Source organism: Microtetraspora sp. AC03309 (genome assembly GCF_020826795.1).
GTDB classification, from domain to species: Bacteria; Actinomycetota; Actinomycetes; order Streptosporangiales; family Streptosporangiaceae; genus Microtetraspora; species Microtetraspora glauca.
The window spans coordinates 1-20438 of record NZ_JADDIL010000037.1 but is presented as its reverse complement, the minus strand read 5'-3'; the positions used below and the strand labels follow the sequence as shown (position 1 = coordinate 20438).

The following is a 20438-nucleotide window of genomic DNA, read 5'->3' as shown; positions in this document are numbered from 1 at the left end:
CGGATGTCACGGGTAGAGAAGCTTCCCGCCGTTCAGCCACGACTCGGGGTGGCAGGGGGAGGGGCACAGGTCGCGGGGGTCCTCCCCGGCGTCCAGCCGCTCCCGCAGCGACGTGGAACCCCACAGGAGGTCCACGAAGTGCCGCCCGCTCCTGGTGTCGGTGCCGGTGAGGTCCGCGGCGGTCCAGACGAACTCGCCGGGGTGCTGCGACCGGAACAGGTGCAGCATCGACACCCCGGTCAGCACGGGCCGGAACGCCTCCGGATCGTGCACGTGGAGCTGGACGCCGTGCACCGCCGTCCCGGCGTGCTTGTTGTACGCCGGGGTGAACCAGGTGTCGCGGAACCGCACGCCCGGCAGGCCGAGGCGGTTCAGCTCCACGGCGAACCTGCCGTCGAGCCAGGGCGCGCCGACCAGTTCGAACGGTCGCGTGGTGCCCCGGCCCTCGGACGCGGTCGTGCCCTCGAACAGCCCGGTGCCCGGGTAGGCCAGCGCGGTCTCGGGGGTCGGCATGTTGACCGACGGCATGATCCAGGGCAGGCCGGTGGCCGCGAAGCGCATCCTCCGGCGCCAGCCCTCCGCCGTGATCACGGTCAGGTCGGCGCCGATCGACTCGTTGAAGAGGAGCGCCAGCTCGCCCATGGTCAGGCCGTGCCGTATCGGGATGGCCGCCCGGCCCACGAAGCTCGCGCAGGAGGGGTCGAGAAGCGGTCCCTCGGCGCGGGTGCCGCCGAGCGGGTTGGGCCGGTCCAGTACGGCGAAACGCAGCCCCAGCCGGGCCGCCGACGCCATGAGGTCGTGCATCGTCCACACGAACGTGTAGAAGCGCGTCCCCACGTCGGCGATGTCGAAGACGAGCGTGTCCACGCCCGAGGACGCCACCAGCGCGTCCAGGGCGGCGCCGTGCCTGCCGTATGTGTTGAGGACCGGCAGCCCGGTCGCCGGGTCCTGGCCCGAGTCCTCACTGAAGCCCGCCTGCGCCGTGCCGCGGATCCCGTGCTCGGGTCCGAACAGGGTGGTCAGTGGCACGCCCGCCGCCAGCAGCGCCGTGGCGGTCGGGGTCAGATCGGGAAGAACCCCGGTGGGGTTGGTGACGAGGCCGATCCGGCCTCCACCCAGGAGATCGGGATCGCCCGCGAGCCGCTCGGCGCCGGTTCGTACATGTGACATGATCCCATTCTCCGAAGAATTTTTGCATAATGGAACCATCAGGTGAAAATTAGCGACATGGAACGAGATGATTGATCCACTCGCAGGCCTGTCCACGGAGCAGAGCGATCCTCGCTACAGCGAGATCGATCGGCTTCCGACAGAACAGGTCGCCAGACTCATGAACTCGGCCGACGCCCGGGTACCCGCGGCGGTCGCCGTGGCGATCCCGGAGATCTCGGCCGCCATAGACGCGATCGTCGCCCGAATGAAGAAGGGGGGACGCCTGTTCTACGTGGGCGCGGGGACCTCGGGCCGGCTGGCCGTGCTCGACGCGTCCGAATGCCCGCCGACCTTCGGCACCGACCCCGAACTCGTCCAGGGCATCATCGCGGGCGGCGTGCCCGCGCTGACCCGCTCGGTCGAGGGGGCGGAAGACGACTCCGCCGCAGGCGCGGCCGCCCTCCGTGCCAAGGACGTCGGCCCGCTCGACTCCGTCGTGGGGGTCTCCGCCAGCGGCCGGGCACCGTACGTGCTCGGTGCGCTCGGAGAGGCCGCCGGCAGCGGTGCGCTGACCGTGGGACTGTCCTGCAACCAGGACTCTCCGCTCTCGAGGGCGTCCGCGCATCCGATCGAGGTGATCGTCGGCCCGGAGATCGTGACCGGCTCGACCCGCCTCAAGGCCGGGACCGCGACGAAGCTGGTCCTGAACATGATCTCCACGATCACGATGGTGCGGCTGGGCCGGACGTACGGGAACTCGATGATCGAAGTCTCGGCGGCGAACTCCAAGCTCGCCGACCGGGCCGCCCGCATGGTCGGCGACATCACCGGTGCCGGTCTGGACACCGCCCAGGCCGCCCTGGAGGCGGCCGGCTGGCAGGTCAAGGCCGCCGTCCTCATGATCGAGCGCGATCTCGACGCCGACGGCGCCAGGGCGCTCCTTTCGGCCCACGGCGACCGCCTGGAAGCGGCGCGCCGAGCCGCGTCCGGAGTGGTCGGTGCCTGACGATCCGGATCCGGCGCTGCCCGGGATTCTGGAGGCGGCGTTACCGGCCGCCTGCTCGGCGGCGGTCGCCGTGATCGCCGTGGAGGGGACCGTCGTCGCCGCGGCCGCGGCGGGCGAGGCCGTACGTTTTTCAGGAGCTACGGAGGCGCTCCTGGACGAACGTCCGCCCGCCCGCCGCGACTCGATCTTCGACCTCGCCTCGATCACCAAGCTGTTCACCACCGCGGCCATCCTGTCGCTGGTGGAGGACGGACACCTCGGGCTGGACGAACCCGTCACGGCGTGGCTGCCCGCGTCCTACGGCGGCCACCGCGAGGTCACGCTGCGGCACCTGCTCACCCACACGGCGGGCCTGCCGCCGAGCCGCCGCGCCCACGAGGAGATCCCCGGTGACGGCCGCGCCGCGCACGCCGCGCGGATGGAACTGATCCTCACCACGCGGCCGGACCACCCCCTCGGGGAGCGGTACGTCTACTCCGACGTCGGCATGGTGACGGCGGGCCGGGTGGCCGAGATCGCCGGGGGAGCGCCCCTCGACGAGCTCGTACGCACCCGTGTCATCGGGCCGCTCGGCCTGGAGAGCACCTGCTACCGCCCCCCGGCCGCACTGCTCCCGCGCGTCGTCGCGACCGAGTACCAGGCCGACCGCCCCGGCCCCGGCTGCATCAGAGGCGAGGTCCACGACGAGACCGCGTACGGCCTCGGCGGGATCGCCGGGCACGCCGGGCTGTTCTCCACGGCGGACGACCTGGTCCGCTTCGGGGAGACCCTGCGCACCGGGGGCGGGCCGATCCTGCGCCCGGACACCGTGGCGGAGATGACCCGCGACCAGGGCGTCACGGGCGCGGCGTTCGACCACGGGCTCGGCGTCCGGATCGGAGACCCGGCCATCGTCGGGCCCCTCGGCCGCGCCTACGGCCACTCGGGGTTCACCGGGACGTCCATCGTCATCGATCCGGTACGGGCACTGACGGTCGTCCTGCTGACCAACAACGTCCACCCGGTCCGTGGTCGGCCGGGGATCCGCGACCTGCGCCACGCCGTAGCCGCCGAGGCCCTCCGGCTGTCCTCCTGAGCTTCCGCGCCGGAACTGTGCCCCAGGTGCGACTCCAGGCGGCGCGGCCACCTCGTGGTCATGGGCTGCGGCGGTCGGCGGCGGTCAGCGGTCAGCGGCGGGAGAAGTCGCTGATCAGGCGCCATACCGCGGTCGGCGACTCTTCCTGGGCGAAGTGCCCGACACCGGGGACGAGAGCTGTGGTGAGGTCCTTGACACCGGCGTCGCGGAACCCCGAGGCGTAGGCGGCCAGGTCGCCGCCCTCGCCCTCTCCGCGGAGGTAGAGCACAGGGGTATCCACGGGAACGCCGCTGGAGGCCGCGTTGTCCTGAGCGTCCTCGGCGAAGGCCCGATAGAAGTCGAACCCGGCGGTCAGGGCGGAGTCTGTACCGTAGGCGCCGACGTAGGCGGCTCGGGCCTCCAGGGTGATCTTCGCCGGGTCTAGCGACAACACGCTGTAGAAGTAGTCGAAGTACTCGGCCTGGCGGTCTCGCACCAGCGTCTCGGGCAGGTCCGGTATCGCGTGCAGCCCGAAATGCCAGATGTAGGGATTCCGCAGTACTTCGGCCCACGGGGCGACACCCGGGATCACCGTGTTCATGATCACGACACGGGCGATGTCGGCGTACCGGCGCAGGCAGGCGTAGGCGATCATCCCTCCGGCGTCGTGGCCGACCAGTGTGAGGTCGTCGAGGTCAAGGGCCGAGATCAGATCGTGGACTATGGCGGCCAGGCGGTGCTTGGAGCCGCCGGTCGCGGGCCCGGTCGACTCGCCGACGCCGGGCAGATCGACGGCGAGGGCCCTGGTGTGCGGTGCGGCGACAGTCATCACGTCCTTCCACGCTCGCCAGGATTGCGGCCATCCGTGCAGGAAGAGGTACGGCCGGCCCCGTGGGTCTCCGGCTTCGACGACGTGCAGGGAGTGCTCGCCTACGGCAACGTCTGAGTGGCGCAGTGCAATAGACATGATTTATGTCTATCAGACGACATGAATCATGTCTATCTAGTAGCGTGCGTGCCATGACCAGCATCGACGGTCCACCGGAGTACGAGCGTGGAACGGGTTTCCTGTTGTCCCGGCTGGGCGCCCTGGCCGCCCGCTCATGGGCCGCCTTCCTGGCCGCCCACGGGCTGACCCAGAGCCAGTACACGGTGCTGGTGGTCCTGGGGGAACAGGGTCCACAGGGGCAGCGGCGTCTCGCGCAACTGATCGCGGTGGACGCCCGCAACATCGTGCCGGTGCTGGACGCTCTCGCCGATCGAGGGCTGATCGAACGGCGGAGCGATCCAGAGGACCGCCGCCGCCGGATCGTCGCCCTCACGGCCGACGGAGTCGCTCTCGTCGACACGCTGGCCGCCACCGCGACTGTGAGGCAGGACGACTTTCTGAGAGCGCTCGACGGTCGTGACCGCAGGCGCCTCAATGATCTTCTCAGTCGTCTGTACGACGCACACATTCCCCCTCGTGACCTCCGATCAGACGCCGTGACCTTCGATCAGACGCCGTGACCTTCGATCAGGCGTCGTGACCTCCGATCAGACGCCGTGACCTTCGATCAGACGCCGTGACCTTCGATCAGGCGTCGTGACCTTCGATCAGGCGTCGTGACCTTCGATCAGGCGTCGTGACCTTCGATCAGGCGTCGTGACCTCCCATCAGATCCGCGGGTAGCACCTCCGTCGACTCGCACCGGCCTTGCCTCGGCGGTGACTCGCGCCCACAGAGCACGCATGCCCTTCACCCCAGCCGCCCTGCTGCACGCTTCACCACCGCAGTCAGTGCCGGCATGTCCACCAACCACCAGGGCCGGCTCGGGTACGGCCGTCAGTACATCACCCGCACGACAGGACGGGGCGTGGCCTCTCCACGCTGGGCCCTTCACCCCGGCGCTCATGTGACCTTTCACTCCAACTGCTACGAGCGTCACCGCAGTTGCCTGCAGCACGTCGTTCCCCACGGCGGCGGCCACGGACACCTCCTCGTCGCGGTCTCACCCCGCGCCGCAGGGCGGCTCCACGGCTCTCCGTCACGGCTCTCCGCCACACCTGCGGGCTCCGGCGAACAACCCGAGCGAAGCGTAACTCCAAGCAATTCTGAAAAAATGCCGCATTTTAGTGGTTTCTGGGATGGGAGAGCTGTGATTTCTGGAAGATGGATTTCGGCTTTTGAGCAGGCTGTCTGGGCGGCGTTTTTGTCGGTGGTGGTTGTTAGCGTTGCAATGTGAATATCGAACGGCAGCCGATCCCCGACGGCCTGGGCGACATGCCCCCGGGCGTGGGGTTGGCCGCCGTGCTGGAGCAGGTCGATATCGCCAGGCTGGACGGCTTCGACGCCGTGATCGTGATGCAAGCCTACGCCCGCCTCGAAGCACACGTGCAAGCGCGGAAAGCCGTCGTGATGGCCGAAGTCGGCCTGTATGAGATTTCCGTCTCCGGCATGGAGAAAATGCCCGAGCCGGACAAGAATTCACCCGACGAAGTGCGGGCGGCGTTGCGTCTCACCCGCCGCGCGGCTGAACGTGAATACGGTCTCGCCTATGACTTGAAAGTGCGGCTCCCGGCCGTGCGTGACGCCCTGTCGGCCGGTCTGCTCGATAAGGCGCGGGCGGTGGTGTTCTGCGACTGGCTGGAAGACGTCCCTCTCGAACTCGCCCGAGCGGTCGCCGCTCATCTGCTGCCCAAGGCCGCGAAATGGACGACGAGTGAGCTCCGGGAGAAGATCAAGAAACTGTTGATCGCCGCCGACCCCACCTGGGCGCGTCGTAAGTATGAGCGGGCTGTTCACCAGCGGCGGGTGATCGGGGTACGGCATGCCGACGGCTCGGCGAGCATCACCGGCCAGCAGTTGCCGGTGGATCAGGCGGCGGCCGCGATCGCCCGGGTGGATGCCATCGCGGTGCGGGCGAAGAAGACGGGCCTGCACGCCCCGATCGACCAGGTGCGGGCGGATGTGTTCCTGGGTCTGCTGGACGGCAGCATGTCCGGCCTGGACGATGATCAGATCATCGCCGTCCTGTTCGCGAATGCCGCCCGCAAACGGGCGGGTGATGAGGACGACTACGACGACCAGCTCTCCGACGATCCCTTCGATGACGGCCCTTTCGATGACAGTGGCATCGACGACAGCACCGACCTCTACGGCACCTGCGACGACACCGGCCGGGACGCCAGCGGGGACGGCGCCGGCCGGGACGATGAGAAGCCCCAGCGCTCCGCCGGCTTCCACGACCTCCACCACGCCAACGGCGAGAAGAACGGCGACGTTGACGACACCGTCACCCGAGCGGGCCCTCCCGGCCCCGCCGATCACGGCAACGGCACCGACCCCTGTAACGTGTCCGACGCCGGTGGCGGCGGTCAGGCTGACGACACCGACACAAGCGCGACCTTCTCCGATCCCGCCGATCCCGACGCCGATCCCGACCCAGGTCCTGATCCTGGTCCTGGTGGTCCTGGTGGTCCTGGTGGTCCTGGTGGTCCTGGTGGTCCCGCCCCGGGGTCCGGTCCCGGCACTGGCCCCGGTTCTGGGGGCGAGTCCAACGCTGTCTCCACCTCTGGTGCCGGTAGCGGCAACCTTAGGGCTTCTCTGGCAGGTGCGGGCATCGGGACGAGAAGCGCGGGCATCGGGACGGGAAGCGCGGAGGCCGGGAACGGCAGTGCGGCCGCCCGTGCGCTTGGGGCGGTTGGGTTCGCGGCGGGTGAGCTGCGAGTCCAGGTCTCCACGCTGATGCACCTGGACGACCTGCCCGCCGAACTGGCCGGATGGGGGCCCATCCATGCCCACCTGGCACGCAAACTGGCCAAGCGTCAGATCGGTGGGGAGTGGCGGTTCGCCATCTGTGACGAACAGGGACAACTTCTCCATGCTGGGATCACCCGGCGTCGCCCTGCGGGATGGCCCCGCCACCAGGCCTCTGCCCAGAGACCGGACACCGGCCAGGAAGCAGATCTTCGCCGAGGGTCCGCATCGACTCGCTGTCGCGGGATTGTCGAGCTTCAGCTCCCGTTGTCGCTGCTGCGGGCATTGCGTGCCGACATCTACGCGCAGGGCGGTTGGGCCGGTGTGATCGCCGACATCGTGCGTCAATACGACGAGGCCGCAAGCCACACGACGGAGCGGAGCGGAGGAGAAGGCCATGCCTGGGCGGGACCGACCAGGACCGCCCGCAGCGATGTACGTCGTGGCCCTGAACCATGCTGCACGGGCCGCGCTGGGAACGGTAGTGCTGGGAGTGACGGGGTTGGAGCCGAAGGCGCTGGTGCTGAGAACTTTGGGGCCAATGGGGCCGGAGTGGACGCCTCCGGGCACGGTGCCGGAGGCTCGGCTGTCGGAGGTCGAACAGCATCCGGGGATGAGAGAAGGCGGTTCCCCACAGCCGGGTTGCGGCGGCGGATCGAGATCCGCGACAGGGTCTGCTCCCATCCCGGGTGTCGTGCACCGGCCTCCCGATCGGAGATGGACCACACCCGCCAATACGCAAACGGCGGCCCCACCACCGAACACAACCTCGCCGCCGCGTGCGCGCACGACCATGACCTGCGTGACAACGGCTGGCAGGTCATCCAGACCAGCCCCGGGCATGTGACCTGGATCAGTCGGACCGGTCATCGCTACCCGGTCGAGCCGCCGCCGATCATCGAACCCATGCCCGAGCCCTTCGCCCCCGATGGCTGGACCTTCGGCACCTTCCCCAGATCAGGGATGCGCCCCATGGATGCCAGCGGCATCAGAAAGCGAGTCACTGTCGATGGCGCTGAGGCCGACGGAAACTCTCGAGTTGCTCGCACTGATGGCACCGACAGAGATGCGAGGCCCCGTGGAGCAGATGGCCATGTCGGCGGGAACGGCGGTGGGCTTGCCGCCCACGGCTACGGCGCGGGCCGCATCAGCGATTCGGCTGATGATGAACTCCCGTTCCTACCGACCTGGACCTACGAACCTGCTTGGTGGGAAGAGCGGGTTGCCTCGCCGAATCTGTCGACGGGGGAGGGCGACGACAGTCTCCAGGGAGGTCTATCTGGGGCGTCGCCTGATCCCGCCGATGACGTTCCGCCTTTCTAACCCTCCAGCCGCGAGGGGCCGGGCCTCGACATGGGGTCTGTCTCATCACCAAGCGCCTCACCGCGCGAACCGTTCTCCGGACGGCCCCTATCCGGCCTTCGTACGGCGGCGGGAGTCCTCGAGATAGCCGTCAAGCGCGTCACGGGTGGCGCGTAAAGCAGAGTCCGACGTGTCGAAGGTGCGCTGAGCCACGCCGACGAAGATGCAGTCGACGATCAGCAGCTGGCTGATCCGGCTGGCCAGCGCTCCCGGGCGGAACGCCGTCTCGCGGCCCGCCGAGACGAGTACGTGGTCGGCGAGCTCGGCGAGCGACGACCGGGGGTTGTTGGTGATCGCGACCGTGGTGGCCCCGGCCGAACTGGCGACCCGCATCGGGCCCAGCACGTCAGGGGTTTCACCGGTGCAGCTCACCCCGACGGCCACGTCACCGGCCCGGACCAGCGCGGCGCTGGTGAGCGCGAGGTGCGCGTCGGTGAAGGAGTGGCCGGGCAGCCCGATCCGCATCAGCTTCTGCGCCATGTCGACCGCGACGAGCCCTGAGGCGCCGACCCCGTACGCGTCGACCCGCCGGGCGGTGGCCACGGCCTCCACGACGGCGGCGAGCCGGTCGGGGGCCAGTTGGGCGGCGGTGTCGGCGAGGGCTTCGGACTCGGCCCTGGTGACCTTGGCGATCACGTCGGTGAGCGGGTCGTCCGGCCCGAGATCGCCGGGGACCAGGCGTTCCGGCTTGGCCCGCGCCACCGCGGCCGCGAGGGCGAAGCGGAGCTGGGAGTACCCGGCGAACCCGAGGGCTCTGGCGGTGCGCACGATCGTGGCCTCGCTCGTCCCGGAGGCCGCGCTGAACTCGGTGATCGTGCTACCGGCGACCATCGCGGGGTCGTCGAGGATGAGGCGGGCGACGGACTGGGCCGCGGGCGTGAGCGACGGCAGGATCGCCCGTACCGTCGCTACCAGGTTGACCGGGGTGGGGCCCTCGTGTTCGTTCACCCTGCTGTCTTCTCCTGTCGGGATCGCGTTTCTTCGCTGCCGGTGAGCCATCGGGCGACAACGCGGTCAGATGCCCGCGAGACGCCGTATGTAGTGACATATACCGCTCCAACGGGTTCGGCGGGAATGCCGGTCTCTACCACGATCGCGTCGGGCCGGGCCTGTACGGCCGTCGCCAGGAGGTCACGGACCCACGCGTGCCTGCCCGCGTCGTGGACGACCAGCACGACCGGCCGGTCACCACTCAGCTCGGGGAGCGCCGTGGCCTCCGCGGTGATCGTACGGCCCACGGTGCCGGGAAGCAGCTCGGCCAGCTCACGGGTGAGACCTACGGGCACATCGGAGTCGACGGCCTGGCTCATCCGGGGTGCGATGTGCACCACCAGGGGAGGCCGGGAGAGCGGAACGGCCCGGTGGACGTCCGAGCCCGCGGCGATCACCCGCATGGCCGCGCGGGCGGTCTCCAGGCCGAGTTCCTCCCCGGAATCCGCTCCGGAATCCGCCCCGGGCCCGGCGCCGAGGCCCGCCGCGCGGGCGTCGCCGGCCGTCCGCCTCGCGGCGTGGGCGGCGTGCCACTCGGCGACGGCGAGGACCCGGGCGGCCGCCTCGGCGAGGCGCTCCTCGGGCAGCCGGCCGTCGCGGACCGCCTCGACGATCGCGTCACGCAGGGCGTAGACGTTCTCGCCCTCGGGGGAGGAGGCGCCCACGCAGATGGCGTCCACGCCGGCCACGAGCGCGCGTACGGCGATCTCGCCGGGCGCGTGCAGGGCGGCGACGGCTCGCATCTCGATCGCGTCAGTGACGAGCATGCCGTCGAAACCGAACTCCTCGCGGAGCAGCCCGGTCAGGATGCGCCTGCTGAGGGTGGCGGGGACGTCCGGGTCGAGCGCGGGCACCAGCAGGTGGCCGCACATGACCGCCTGGACCCCCGCCTCCACCGCGGCGCGGAACGGCGGCAGGTCGCGTTCGCGGAGCACGTCCAGGGGCGCGTGCACGGTCGGCAGAGCGAGGTGCGAGTCGGTGACGGTGTCGCCGTGGCCGGGGAAGTGCTTCGCGCACGCGGCCACCCCCTCGGCCTGGAGGCCGGTGACCAGGGCGGCGGTGTGCCGCGCGACGAGTTCGGGATCGGGGCCGAAGGAGCGGATGCCGATCACCGGGTTGGCCGGGTTGGCGTTGACGTCCGCCACGGGCGCGTAGTTCAGGGTGACGTCCGCGGAGGCGAGGAGCCGGCCGATGGCCCGGCCGACCCGTTCGGTCCGCGTGACGTCGTCCACGACGCCCAGCGCGCGGTTGCCTGGCCACGAGCTGCCGGTTCCGGCCTCGAACCGGGTGACGGCGCCGCCTTCCTCGTCGACCGCGACGACCACGGCCGGATTCTCCTCGCGCAGCGCGGCGACGAGTTCGGCGGTCTGCCCGGCGTCCTCGATGTTGCGGGCGAACAGCACGGCCCCGCCGAGGCCGTCGGCGAGCGCCCGGCGCAGCCAGCCGGGCGGCGCGACGCCGTCGAACCCGGGCTGGAGGACGGTCATGGCCAGCCGGTCAAGGCTGGAGCTGCTTGTGGGCACGAGCTCACCCTCTCGCGTGGACGTCTTGAAGCAGGTTACACATCAATGACACTTTCTTTCATCCTCATTGATCTGAAAGTAAGTTTCTGCCAAGGTCGCGATCGGTGCCTTCTTCTTCATGCCCCCTGGAGGTCCGCATGAGCTCACCTACCCGACGTTCCGTCCTGCGCGGCCTGGCGCTGGCCGCGGCCGCGACGGCTCTCCCCCTGTCGGCCTTGACCTCGTTACCCGCCTTCGCCGACGGAAGCTCCGACGGCCACATCCCGCCGTTGCGCCAGATGCGCGGGATGTGGATCGCCTCGGTGGTCAACATCAACTGGCCGTCGAAGCAGGGCCTGAACGTCGACCAGCAGAAGGCGGAGTATCTCGCCTGGCTGGACCTCGCGCAGGCCCGCAGGCTCAACTCGGTCTTCGTCCAGATCCGGCCGACCGCCGACGCCTTCTGGCCCTCGTCGTTCGAGCCGTGGTCGGAGTACCTGACCGGTGTGCAGGGGCAGGACCCGGGCTACGACCCGCTGGCCTTCCTCGTCGAGGAGACGCACCGGCGCGGCCTGGCCTTCCACGCCTGGTTCAACCCATACCGCGTGTCGATGCAGCCGGACCCGGCCAAGCTGCACCCCGACCACCCGGGCCGCAAGCATCCGGACTGGATCGTGCCGTACGGCGGCAAGCTGTACTACAACCCGGGCATCCCGGAGGTGCGGGCGTTCGTCCAGGACGCGATGATGGACGCGATCACCAGGTACGACATCGACGGCCTGCACTTCGACGACTACTTCTACCCCGTGAACACCACGGCCTTCGACGACAGCGCGGCCTTCGCGCAGTACGGCGCGGGCTTCCCCGACCTCGCCTCCTGGCGCCGACAGAACGTGGACCTGCTCGTCCAGGAGATGCAGCAGCGGGTACGGCAGGCGAAGCCGGAGGTCGCCTGGGGCATCAGCCCGTCGGGCATCTGGCGGAACAAGTCCACCGATCCGCTCGGCTCGGACACCGGCGGCAGCCAGTCGTACGACAACCTGCACGCCGACACACGAGGCTGGGTCAGGAAGGGCTGGCTGGACTACATCGCGCCGCAGATCTACTGGTACATCGGCCAGTCGAACGCCGACTACGCCAAGCTGATCCCCTGGTGGTCCGGCGTGGCGGCGGGCACCGACGTGCAGCTCTGGATCGGCCAGGCCGCCTACAAGGCCGGTGCGGCCGGGCAGCCCGCCCAGTGGTTCCAGCCGGACGAGCTCTCCCGGCACCTCACGCTCAACCGGGCCAACCCGGAGGTCGGCGGCGACATCTGGTACAACTCCGGCGACGTGCGCGAGGACCGGCTGGGCAGCGTCACCGGTGCCGTGAACGAGCACTACATCCGTCCGGCCCTCGGCCCGCTGCTGCCGCGTCTCGCGGGCGGGCAGCCGCCGCGGCGGCCAGTCCTGGCCACCGCCCGCAGGGCGGCCGGAGGCGCCGAACTGCACATCGTGGCCACCGGCAGGGACATCCCGTTCCAGTTCGCGGTCTACCGGTTGGACCGGGAGGCCGGAGCGGGTGACTTCGCCGACGCCCGGAACCTGGTCGCGGTCATCCCGGCGGGCCGCAACGTGCGCTGGGTGGACCCCGAGGGGGCCGAGGGCGCGAACTACTACGTGACGGCCGTGGACCGGGCGAACCGCCAGAGCGAGCCGAGCGACGGCCGCCGGGTCCACTGACCCGCGTCACCGCCGATCGGCGCACCCGGCCGGTACGGCTTCCGCCCCCGTGGGGAAGTCGTACCGGCCGGGCGAGCGGTCCGGCCCGCACCGGTCAGGCGATGAGCCTCCGGTGGGCCGCCAGGACGTCGGGCGCCTCAGGGGCGTCCGGCGCGGCGTTGTGCAGGGCGAGGGCGGCCGCCCCGGCGGCGCCGTCACGAGCGGCGACCGTGGGGCGGCCGAGCCCGGACCTGACCAGCTCGGCCAGCCGGGTCGGTTCGGTGAGCAGCGATCCCGCGAGCACCATCGGCCCGGCCTCCTCGCCCAAGGACTCGGCCGTGGCGACGAGCCGGCGCGCGGCCTCCTGGAGGATCGCGAGGGCCGGCGCGTCGCCCAGGCGGGCGGCGGCCTCCACCGCGGGTGCGAACCGCCCCAGCCACGCCGGACCGGACTGCGCGACCCCGGCGTGGACCGCCCGGACGACCTGGTCCGGCGAGAGGCGCGACGCCTCTGCCCGCGCCCCTCCCGCGGTGGCCACTTCTCCGATGGATCCTTCGGATCCGAAGGCGGGCCGGCCCGGCACGTCGATCAGGGCGTCGCGGAGCGAGCACTCCGGCGGCCCGTCGAGCAACGCCGTGGGCCCGCCCCGGCCGTCCAGCGCGGCCAGCAGAGCCTGTACGGCCCGGCGCCCGATCCACACCCCCGACCCTTCGTCCCCGAGGATCCAGCCGTATCCGTCGGCGCGTGCGACGATGGCACGCGCGCCGATCCTGGCGGCGATGGCCCCGGTGCCCGCGATCAGGACGGTGCCCGAGGGTGCCTCGGTGGCCCCGGCGAACGCGGCGAGGATGTCGGGCACGACGACGGGCCGCCCGGACAGGCCGCAGGCCCGCCACGCCTCGGCGGCGAGCGCGTCGGCGCGCTCCGGAGCCGACGCGGCGCCCGCGAGGGCGAACACGCCGCCCGCGACCCGGTCCGGCGCGATGCCGGAGAGGGCACCTTCCAGCGCGGACCGCAGGCTGCCCACGGGGTCGGCGGCGGAAATCGCGTTGGCGGCCCCGCCGCGTCCCCTCCCGGCCACCTGGCCCGTACGCGTCGCCACCACGCAGCGGGTGCCCGTTCCGCCGCCGTCGATGCCGATGACCAGAGTCGTCACACGCTCTCCATGTGTAGATATTCTTCCAAGAACTATATTGCTATGAAGAATCCCGACAGGAGAAGGTGTGCGGGTACTCGGGCTGATCTCGGGGACGTCCCACGACGGGATCGACAGCGCGCTCGTCGACTGGACGATGGCGGACGGCGTCCTGACCGGCGTGATCGAGCACACCGCCGCGCAGCCGTACGCTCCGGAGCTGCGGGCCGGGGTGGTGGCGGCGCTGCCGCCGAACCGGATCGACATGGCGGAGGTGTGCCGCCTCGACACCCTGATCGGCCAGGCGTTCGCCGGCGCGGCCGAGGAGTGCCCGGCCGCCGACCTGATCTGCTCCCACGGGCAGACTCTGTACCACTGGGTGGAGGACGGCCGGGTACGCGGCACGCTTCAGCTCGGCCAGCCGGCCTGGATCGCGGAACGGCTCGGCGTCCCGGTCGTCTCCGATCTGCGCGTACGGGACGTGAGCGCGGGGGGTCACGGCGCTCCCTTGGTGTCGGCCTTCGACCTGCCGTTGCTGGCCGGGCTGCCGGGCCGCAACGGGGCGCTCAACCTCGGCGGGATCGCCAACCTCACCGTGCTCGATCCGGCCGTCGCCTACGACACCGGGCCCGCCTCCGCGCTGCTGGACGCGGCCGTGCTCGCCGCGACCGGCCGGCCGTACGACGAGGACGGCCGGCTCGCGGCGGCGGGGACGGCGCACGAGGCGCTGCTGGCCGAACTGCTGGCCGATCCGTACTACCGCGGGGCGCCGCCCAAGAGCACCGGCAAGGAGTTGTTCCACGCGGGTTATCTCGCGCGCGTGGCGGCGCCGTACGGGCTGGGACTGGAGGATCTGCTCGCGACGCTGGCCGCGCTGACGGGGGAGACGGCGGCGGCGGAGATCCGGCGCCACCGGCTGGACACGGTGGTCGTGTCCGGTGGCGGGCTGCGCAACCCGGTCCTCATGGGCGAGCTCGAACGACGGGCGCCCGGCACCCGGTTCCTCGCGAGCGACGAACTGGGTGTGCCGTCCGACGCCAAGGAGGCGATCGCCTTCTCCTACCTGGGGTGGCTGACCGCGCACGGGTTGCCGGGGACGGTGCCCGGCTGCACGGGCGCCTCGGGGGCGCGGCTGCTCGGCACCGTCACCCCGGGGGAGGGCCCGCTGCGGCTGCCCGCGCCCCTCACGGACCCGCCGGAGCACGTCCGCATGAGGCTCGGATAGCCGCTCGGGCGTCCGGTCGTCAGACCAACGTCGCCGCGCCTGTCCTCGAATTCGTGGAAGTACGTTCCACCGAGGGCGTCGCGGTGGCGAACGGAAAGGATCACCCGTTCGTCGCTTCCACGCTCGTGCGGGGGCCATGCCTCCGCCGAGGTCACGGCACTGGTAGGTGATCCACGGTTCGGGCGGCTGAGCGTCCTGGATCGAGAATGGGACCGTAAAAGGACACGATTAGGGCTTTCCGTATATGCCGATCGGGCCAAGTATGGAGATACGGGAGGTGCCGGCTCGCGGACCACGGGCGCCATCCTCCCGGTCGTCTTGCCGGGGTACCGCTCCCCGGGTGGAGGAGGGACACGATCGTGACGCAGACGCCCCAGACGGGTCGCACGACGCGTGCGCGTGCGGCCACCACACCCCGGTCGGCGACGAGGAAGCCGGTGTCGAGGAAGCAGCCGCCGGTGGAGAAGCCCACTGCGACGACCACGGCGAAGAGTACGACGAGAACCACCACGAGGACGGCGGCGAAGACCGCGGCGAGGACCGCGGCGAAGCCGGTCACCTCGCCCACCACGCGGCCCGCCACGCGGCCCACCACGCGGCCCACCATGACGCCCGGCCCCGACACGCCGCGGCAGCATGACGGGCACAACGGGGAGTTCACGCTGAACCTGCCCATGGTGAGCCTCCAGTTCCACCGGCCCCACCTCGGACTGCCGCATGTCGAGATGCCGCACGTCAGCCGCCAGGAGGTCGGCCACGCGATGGACGTCGCCCGGTCGTTCCTCCCGCCGCCCGAGCGCGTCGCGTACTACGGCGGGCTCGGCGCCCTGGCCATCCTCGGCGTGATCGAGTGGCCGGTGGCCGCCGCGATCGGCGTCGGGACCGTGCTCGCGCAGCGCGGCCGTACAGAAGAGTCGAAGGCCTGGTCGCGGGAGCGGCGCGTGACCCCGGTGGCGTCCGCCACCAGGACCGCCCGAGCGGGCAGGTGATCCCGCCATCCCGTCCGGGCGGCTCGTCCGCCGCCCGGTCCGGCCGTCCATCCCACGTGACAGGCCGGAGTTGAGATGCGGCTCTCCGTCATACCTTCCATCGACACGTTGCTGAGCATCCTCCCGGAGCCGCTGCGAAGTTTCGTACCACGCCCGCGCCGCGTCCAGGCGTGCGCGGGCGGCGTACGGATCGAACTGCGCGAGATCGGCGGACCGGACACCCGGGACGCCATCCACGCTCTTGAGGCGCGGCTGCGCGCGGAGGGAGCGACCCGCGCGGAGGTGAACGGCGCGCTCGGCTGCGTGTTCGTCAGCTGTGACGAGGGCACCGCCGACATGCCCAAACTCCTGGCCATCATCGAGGAATGCGACACCGCGGCGGCCGCCGCCGACGAACAGGCCCTCGAGGTGGCGACCGAGGAGGACGAGGAAGAGGAGGACACCGACCAGGCCGGCGGGGTCCGATGGGCACGGGACGGCGTGGAGCAGGAGGTGCACGCGGCCATCGCCCTCTTCGGCGGGCTCACCGGGACGAGTCTCGCTCTGGCCGGTTTCCTCACCCACACGCGGCGGTTGCCGCCGACCGTGCCCGCGTTCGTCCAACTCGTCGAGCACACCCCCCGCGTGCGGGTGTTCCTGGAACGCCGGGTCGGGGTGCCGGCGACGGACACCATCTTCACGCTGACGCGCATCGTCAGCCAGACGCTCGCGGTGCGCCCCATCGCACTCTTCCTCGACTCGGTGGCGGCCGCCGGACGGTTCTCCGACTCCCGGGCCGGCCGCCGCGCGTGGGAGCACCGCGAGGAGGAGTTCGCCGCCCACGAAGGGGCGTACCGCCACATACGGGTGCCCATGCGGCCCCGTCCCGCGCCGTTGCCGCACGGCCCGATCGAGCGGTACTGCGACGCCGCCAGCTTCGCCGCGCTGGGCGCGCAGGGCATCACCTCGATCGTGAGCCGCAGCCAGGATCGCGGAGTCTCCATGCTGATCTCCGCCACGCCCAAGGCCGCGCGCCTCGGCCGGGACGGGTTCACCAGCGCGGTCGTACGGGTGCTGTCGGAGCGTGGCGGGATCGTGCTGCACCGGACCGCCCTGCGCCGCATGGACCGGATCGACGCGGTCCTCCTCGACGCCCCAGTGATCACCACGGGCGGATGGGCGATCGACGAGGTCGTGCCACTCGTGCCAGGAGGGGACCGCGACGCGCTGCACGCCCGGCTTTACACGCTCCTCGACCTCAAGGACCCCGGCGCACGGCGCGCCGACGGAGGCTGGCTCGCCGAACCCCTCACCGGTGCCCCGGCGGAGGCGGGGGAGTCCGAGAGGGTGTCACAGTGGCGCGAGCGCGGCGTCCGGGCGATCGAGGTGACGAGGGACGGCACGCGGGTCGCGCTCGTGGGACTCGCCCCCGAGTTGCACCCGCTGGCGGAGGCGCTCACCGCCGCGGCGAAGGATACCGCCCGGGTGATCGTGGTCGGCGGGGAGCCGGGCCTCGGCCGCCGTCTCGGCGTCGAGCAGCAGGCCGAGCGTGCCGCGCACCTGGTCGAGTCGGTACGCACCCTCCAACGGGAGGGGCACGGCGTCGCCCTGGTGTCGCGCCGTTCCCCGCACGGGCTGGCCGAGGCCGACCTCGGCATCGGCGTGCACCGGAGCGGATCGGCCCACGTCCCCTGGGACGCCGACGTGATCGCCGACCATGACGGCGTCTACCTGCTGCTGCGCGGCCTGCCGTACGCCAGGAAGGCGAGCGAGCACAGCGTACGGGTGACCCTCGGCGGGGCGGTGATCGGCGCGGCGCTGTCGGCCCTCGGCCCGGCAGCGCGCGCGATCAAGAGCGCCGTCCTCGTGGGTGACGCCACGGCGCTGGCCTCGATGGTCGTCGGGGCGATGGTGGGGCGCGGCATCCGGCGCGAGGAGGCGCCGACCGGCGCCGACCGGACTCCCTGGCACGCCATGGCGACGTCCGACGTGTTGGCCCGGCTGGACACCTCGACCACCGGGCTGGAGGAGGAGGACGCGGTGCACCGGCGGGGAGCCGTCGTGTCCCGCGCCGTCGAGGGCCCGCCGTCCCTGGTACGGGCATCCGTCGAGGAACTCGCCAACCCGTTGACACCGGTCCTCGCCACGGGGGCGGGGGTGTCGGCCGTCGTCGGCTCGGTCCTGGACGCGGGGCTGATCGCCGGAGTGATGGTGGTCGACGCCATGCTCGGAGGAGCCCAACGCAGGGACGCCCAGCGCGCGCTGCGTCATCTCACCAAGGAGACGGAGATCCACGTACGGCTCCTGCGTCGCGGCGGCGGCCGAGGGGCGGCCACCGGCGACGACCTGGTCCAGGGCGACGTGATCGAGCTGCGCGCCGGGGACGCGGTGCCCGCGGACGCCCGGCTGATCAGGGCGGTCGGCCTTGAGGTGGACGAGTCCACGCTCACCGGCGAGTCCCAGCTCGTGACCAAGACGACCGCGCCGACGATGGCGCCCGCCGTGGCGGACCGCACGTCGATGGTCTACCAGGGCACCACCGTCGCGGCCGGACACGGCCTGGGTGTGGTGGTGGCCGTCGGAACGGCGACCGAGGTGGGCAGGACCGCGGAGCTGGGCGGTGAGGGCCCCCCGCCGAGCGGTGTGGAGCTGAGGCTGCGTGCCCTGAGCCGTCGCATCCTCCCCGCCGCGCTCGGGTCCGGCGGCGTGCTGATGCTGATCGACCTGCTGCGCGGCTCGCCGATCGCCTCCGCCGTGTCGACCGCGGTGAGCCTGTCCGTCGCCGCGGTTCCCGAGGGGCTGCCGTTCATCGCCACCGTCGCCGAACTGGCCGCGGCCAAGCGGCTGTCCACCCGCAACACCCTGGTCAGGAACCCCGCGACGATCGAGGCGCTCGGCCGGGTGGACGTCCTGTGCTTCGACAAGACCGGGACCCTGACCGAGGGACACATCAGCCTGGGCCGGGTGTCCGACGGATGGTCTGAGCAGAGCGTGGACGCGTTGACGCCCCAGATGCGCGCGATCGTCGGCGCCGCCCTGCGGGCGAGCCCGAGGTTCGGGGGCGGCCGGGCCATCCCCCATCCGACCGACCGCGCCGTGGTGGAGGGGGCGACGAGCCTGGGTGTCGCCCCGGAGGACGGCCTGCGCGAGTGGACGCGGATCGACGAGATGCCGTTCGAGCCGGCGCGGGGCTACCACGCCGTGCTCGGGCTCTCCGAGACCGGCCACCTGCTGAGCGTCAAGGGCGCCCCGGAGGTCGTGCTGACCCGCTGCGACAGCGTCGAGCGCGGGGGCAGGGCCGTCCCCCTCGACGACAGGACACGGCAGGAGCTGACCGAGGAGGTGGACCGGCTGGCCCGCCAGGGCTACCGCGTGCTCGCCGTGGCGGAGCGCCGCGCCTCCAGTCGCGCCGACCTGGACGAGTCCAGGATCAGCCGGCTGTGCTTCCGCGGCTACCTCGGCCTGTCCGATCCCGTACGGCCGACGGCCAAGCGGAGCGTGGACGGCCTCATCCGGGCCGGGGTCCGGGTCGTCATGATCACCGGCGACCACCCGAGCACCGCCGAGGCCATCGCGGCCGAGGTCGGCGCGTTGAACGGGCTGCACATCATGACCGGCCCGGCGATCGACGATCTCGACGACGCCGCGCTGGTGGAGGTGCTGCCCCAGGTGTCGGTCTTCGCCCGGGTCACTCCGGCGCACAAGGCGCGGATCGTGGCGTGTCTGCGCCAGGCGGGGATGGTCGTGGCGGTCACCGGCGACGGCGCCAACGACGTGCCGGCGATCCGGCTCGCCGACGTCGGGGTGGCGCTGGGAGAGCGGGCCACGCCCGCCGCCCGCGCGGCCGCCGACATCGTCGTGGCGGACAACCGCATTGAGACGATCATCGACGCGATCGTCGAGGGGCGGGCGATGTGGGGCTCGGTCCGCGACTCGCTGGGCATCCTGCTCGGCGGGAACGTCGGGGAGATCCTCTTCACGGTGGGATCCAGCCTGCTCACCCGGCGCAGCGCGCTGAACGCCCGCCAGCTGCTCCTGGTCAACCTGCTCACCGACATGCTCCCGGCGATGGCGGTCGCCGTACGTCCTCCGAGCGCGATCAGCCCGGAGAAGCTGCTCGCGGAGGGTCCCGAGGCGTCACTGGGCGCCGCGCTGACGCGCGACATCTACGTGCGCGCGGCCACGACGGCGGTGGGGGCCGGCCTCGCCTGGGGACTCGCCCGGATGACCGGCACCCGCGGCCGCGCGGACACCGTCGGGCTGATCGGCCTGGTGGCCACGCAGTTGCTGCAGACGCTCATGACGGGAGGCAGGGACCGCACGGTGATGATCGCCGCGATGTCGTCTCTCGCGGGACTGGCCGTGATCGTCTCGGTTCCCGGGCTCAGCCAGTTCTTCGGATGCCGCCCGGTCGGCCCGTTCGGATGGGGCATCGGGCTCGGCTGTTCCGCCGCGGCGGGTGCCCTGGGGCAGCTGATCGAGCGGTCGGTCGCCCCGTCGGCCCTCGCCAGGGCACCGAGGCCCGTTACGGCGGCGGCCTAGTGGCCCGTCACCGAATCTCGGCCGGGTAATTGATCTCCAGCGGTGAACCCGTCAGGCTGGCTG

13 protein-coding genes are annotated in these 20438 nt (G+C 71.5%); 8 read left to right on the top strand and 5 right to left on the bottom strand.

Annotation, left to right across the window (positions count from 1 at the left end):
- Positions 1–6: 6 nt before the first annotated feature.
- Complete coding sequence (locus IMZ11_RS22190; protein WP_228644271.1) at positions 7–1170, bottom strand: exo-beta-N-acetylmuramidase NamZ domain-containing protein; 1164 nt, start codon at positions 1168–1170, stop codon at positions 7–9.
- A gap of 67 nt (positions 1171–1237) precedes the next feature.
- Between IMZ11_RS22190 and murQ the strand changes: the two genes are divergently transcribed.
- Positions 1238–2158 carry an N-acetylmuramic acid 6-phosphate etherase gene (gene murQ / locus IMZ11_RS22185; RefSeq protein WP_228644270.1) on the top strand — a complete coding sequence of 307 codons (921 nt, stop codon included), beginning with the start codon at positions 1238–1240 and terminating at the stop codon, positions 2156–2158.
- Positions 2151–3233, top strand: a complete 1083-nt coding sequence (locus tag IMZ11_RS22180; RefSeq protein WP_228644269.1) for a serine hydrolase — start codon at positions 2151–2153, stop codon at positions 3231–3233. The genes murQ and IMZ11_RS22180 overlap by 8 nt, the downstream gene beginning before the upstream one ends.
- A gap of 91 nt (positions 3234–3324) precedes the next feature.
- Here IMZ11_RS22180 and IMZ11_RS22175 read toward each other — a convergent pair whose 3' ends face one another.
- Positions 3325–4041 (bottom strand): alpha/beta fold hydrolase, encoded by a 717-nt coding sequence (locus IMZ11_RS22175; RefSeq protein ID WP_255706872.1) that lies wholly within the window; start codon positions 4039–4041, stop codon positions 3325–3327.
- A 191-nt stretch (positions 4042–4232) separates the two neighbouring features.
- On the opposite strand from IMZ11_RS22175, the gene IMZ11_RS22170 reads away from it, so the two are divergent.
- Together IMZ11_RS22170 and IMZ11_RS22165 are read left to right on the top strand one after the other, a co-directional pair.
- Positions 4233–4721 carry a MarR family winged helix-turn-helix transcriptional regulator gene (locus tag IMZ11_RS22170; protein WP_228644268.1) on the top strand — a complete coding sequence of 163 codons (489 nt, stop codon included), beginning with the start codon at positions 4233–4235 and terminating at the stop codon, positions 4719–4721.
- A gap of 712 nt (positions 4722–5433) precedes the next feature.
- Positions 5434–8274 (top strand): HNH endonuclease signature motif containing protein, encoded by a 2841-nt coding sequence (locus tag IMZ11_RS22165; protein WP_228644267.1) that lies wholly within the window; start codon positions 5434–5436, stop codon positions 8272–8274.
- 87 nt (positions 8275–8361) lie between these two features.
- On the opposite strand, the gene IMZ11_RS22160 is transcribed toward IMZ11_RS22165, so the two are convergent.
- Together IMZ11_RS22160 and IMZ11_RS22155 are read right to left on the bottom strand one after the other, a co-directional pair.
- Positions 8362–9261: a MurR/RpiR family transcriptional regulator gene (locus IMZ11_RS22160; RefSeq protein ID WP_228644266.1), complete on the bottom strand. Its 900-nt coding sequence runs from the start codon at positions 9259–9261 to the stop codon at positions 8362–8364.
- Positions 9258–10826 carry a glycoside hydrolase family 3 protein gene (locus IMZ11_RS22155; RefSeq protein ID WP_228644265.1) on the bottom strand — a complete coding sequence of 523 codons (1569 nt, stop codon included), beginning with the start codon at positions 10824–10826 and terminating at the stop codon, positions 9258–9260. Before IMZ11_RS22155 ends, IMZ11_RS22160 begins: the two co-directional genes overlap by 4 nt.
- A gap of 137 nt (positions 10827–10963) precedes the next feature.
- Here IMZ11_RS22155 and IMZ11_RS22150 point away from each other — a divergent pair, with 137 nt between their 5' ends.
- Positions 10964–12526 (top strand): glycoside hydrolase family 10 protein, encoded by a 1563-nt coding sequence (locus IMZ11_RS22150; protein WP_228644264.1) that lies wholly within the window; start codon positions 10964–10966, stop codon positions 12524–12526.
- 94 nt (positions 12527–12620) lie between these two features.
- Here the strand turns inward: IMZ11_RS22150 and IMZ11_RS22145 are convergent, their stop codons facing one another.
- Complete coding sequence (locus IMZ11_RS22145; RefSeq protein ID WP_228644263.1) at positions 12621–13661, bottom strand: BadF/BadG/BcrA/BcrD ATPase family protein; 1041 nt, start codon at positions 13659–13661, stop codon at positions 12621–12623.
- 67 nt (positions 13662–13728) lie between these two features.
- Between IMZ11_RS22145 and IMZ11_RS22140 the strand changes: the two genes are divergently transcribed.
- From IMZ11_RS22140 to IMZ11_RS22130, 3 genes are all read left to right on the top strand, one after another.
- On the top strand, positions 13729–14865 hold the full coding sequence (locus IMZ11_RS22140) for an anhydro-N-acetylmuramic acid kinase (protein WP_228644262.1): 1137 nt from the start codon (positions 13729–13731) through the stop codon (positions 14863–14865).
- 458 nt (positions 14866–15323) lie between these two features.
- Complete coding sequence (locus IMZ11_RS22135; protein ID WP_228644261.1) at positions 15324–15854, top strand: hypothetical protein; 531 nt, start codon at positions 15324–15326, stop codon at positions 15852–15854.
- A 75-nt stretch (positions 15855–15929) separates the two neighbouring features.
- Positions 15930–20375 (top strand): cation-translocating P-type ATPase, encoded by a 4446-nt coding sequence (locus IMZ11_RS22130; RefSeq protein WP_228644260.1) that lies wholly within the window; start codon positions 15930–15932, stop codon positions 20373–20375.
- Positions 20376–20438 lie beyond the last annotated feature (63 nt).

What these genes read in the sequence shown, in the direction of transcription:
- IMZ11_RS22175 (WP_255706872.1), bottom strand. Translation starts at nt 4,041, where the DNA reads ATGACTGTCGCCGCACCGCACACCAGGGCCCTCGCCGTCGATCTGCCC.
- IMZ11_RS22190 (WP_228644271.1), bottom strand. Translation starts at nt 1,170, where the DNA reads ATGTCACATGTACGAACCGGCGCCGAGCGGCTCGCGGGCGATCCCGAT.
- murQ (WP_228644270.1), top strand. Translation starts at nt 1,238, where the DNA reads ATGATTGATCCACTCGCAGGCCTGTCCACGGAGCAGAGCGATCCTCGC.
- IMZ11_RS22170 (WP_228644268.1), top strand. Translation starts at nt 4,233, where the DNA reads ATGACCAGCATCGACGGTCCACCGGAGTACGAGCGTGGAACGGGTTTC.
- IMZ11_RS22150 (WP_228644264.1), top strand. Translation starts at nt 10,964, where the DNA reads ATGAGCTCACCTACCCGACGTTCCGTCCTGCGCGGCCTGGCGCTGGCC.
- IMZ11_RS22130 (WP_228644260.1), top strand. Translation starts at nt 15,930, where the DNA reads ATGCGGCTCTCCGTCATACCTTCCATCGACACGTTGCTGAGCATCCTC.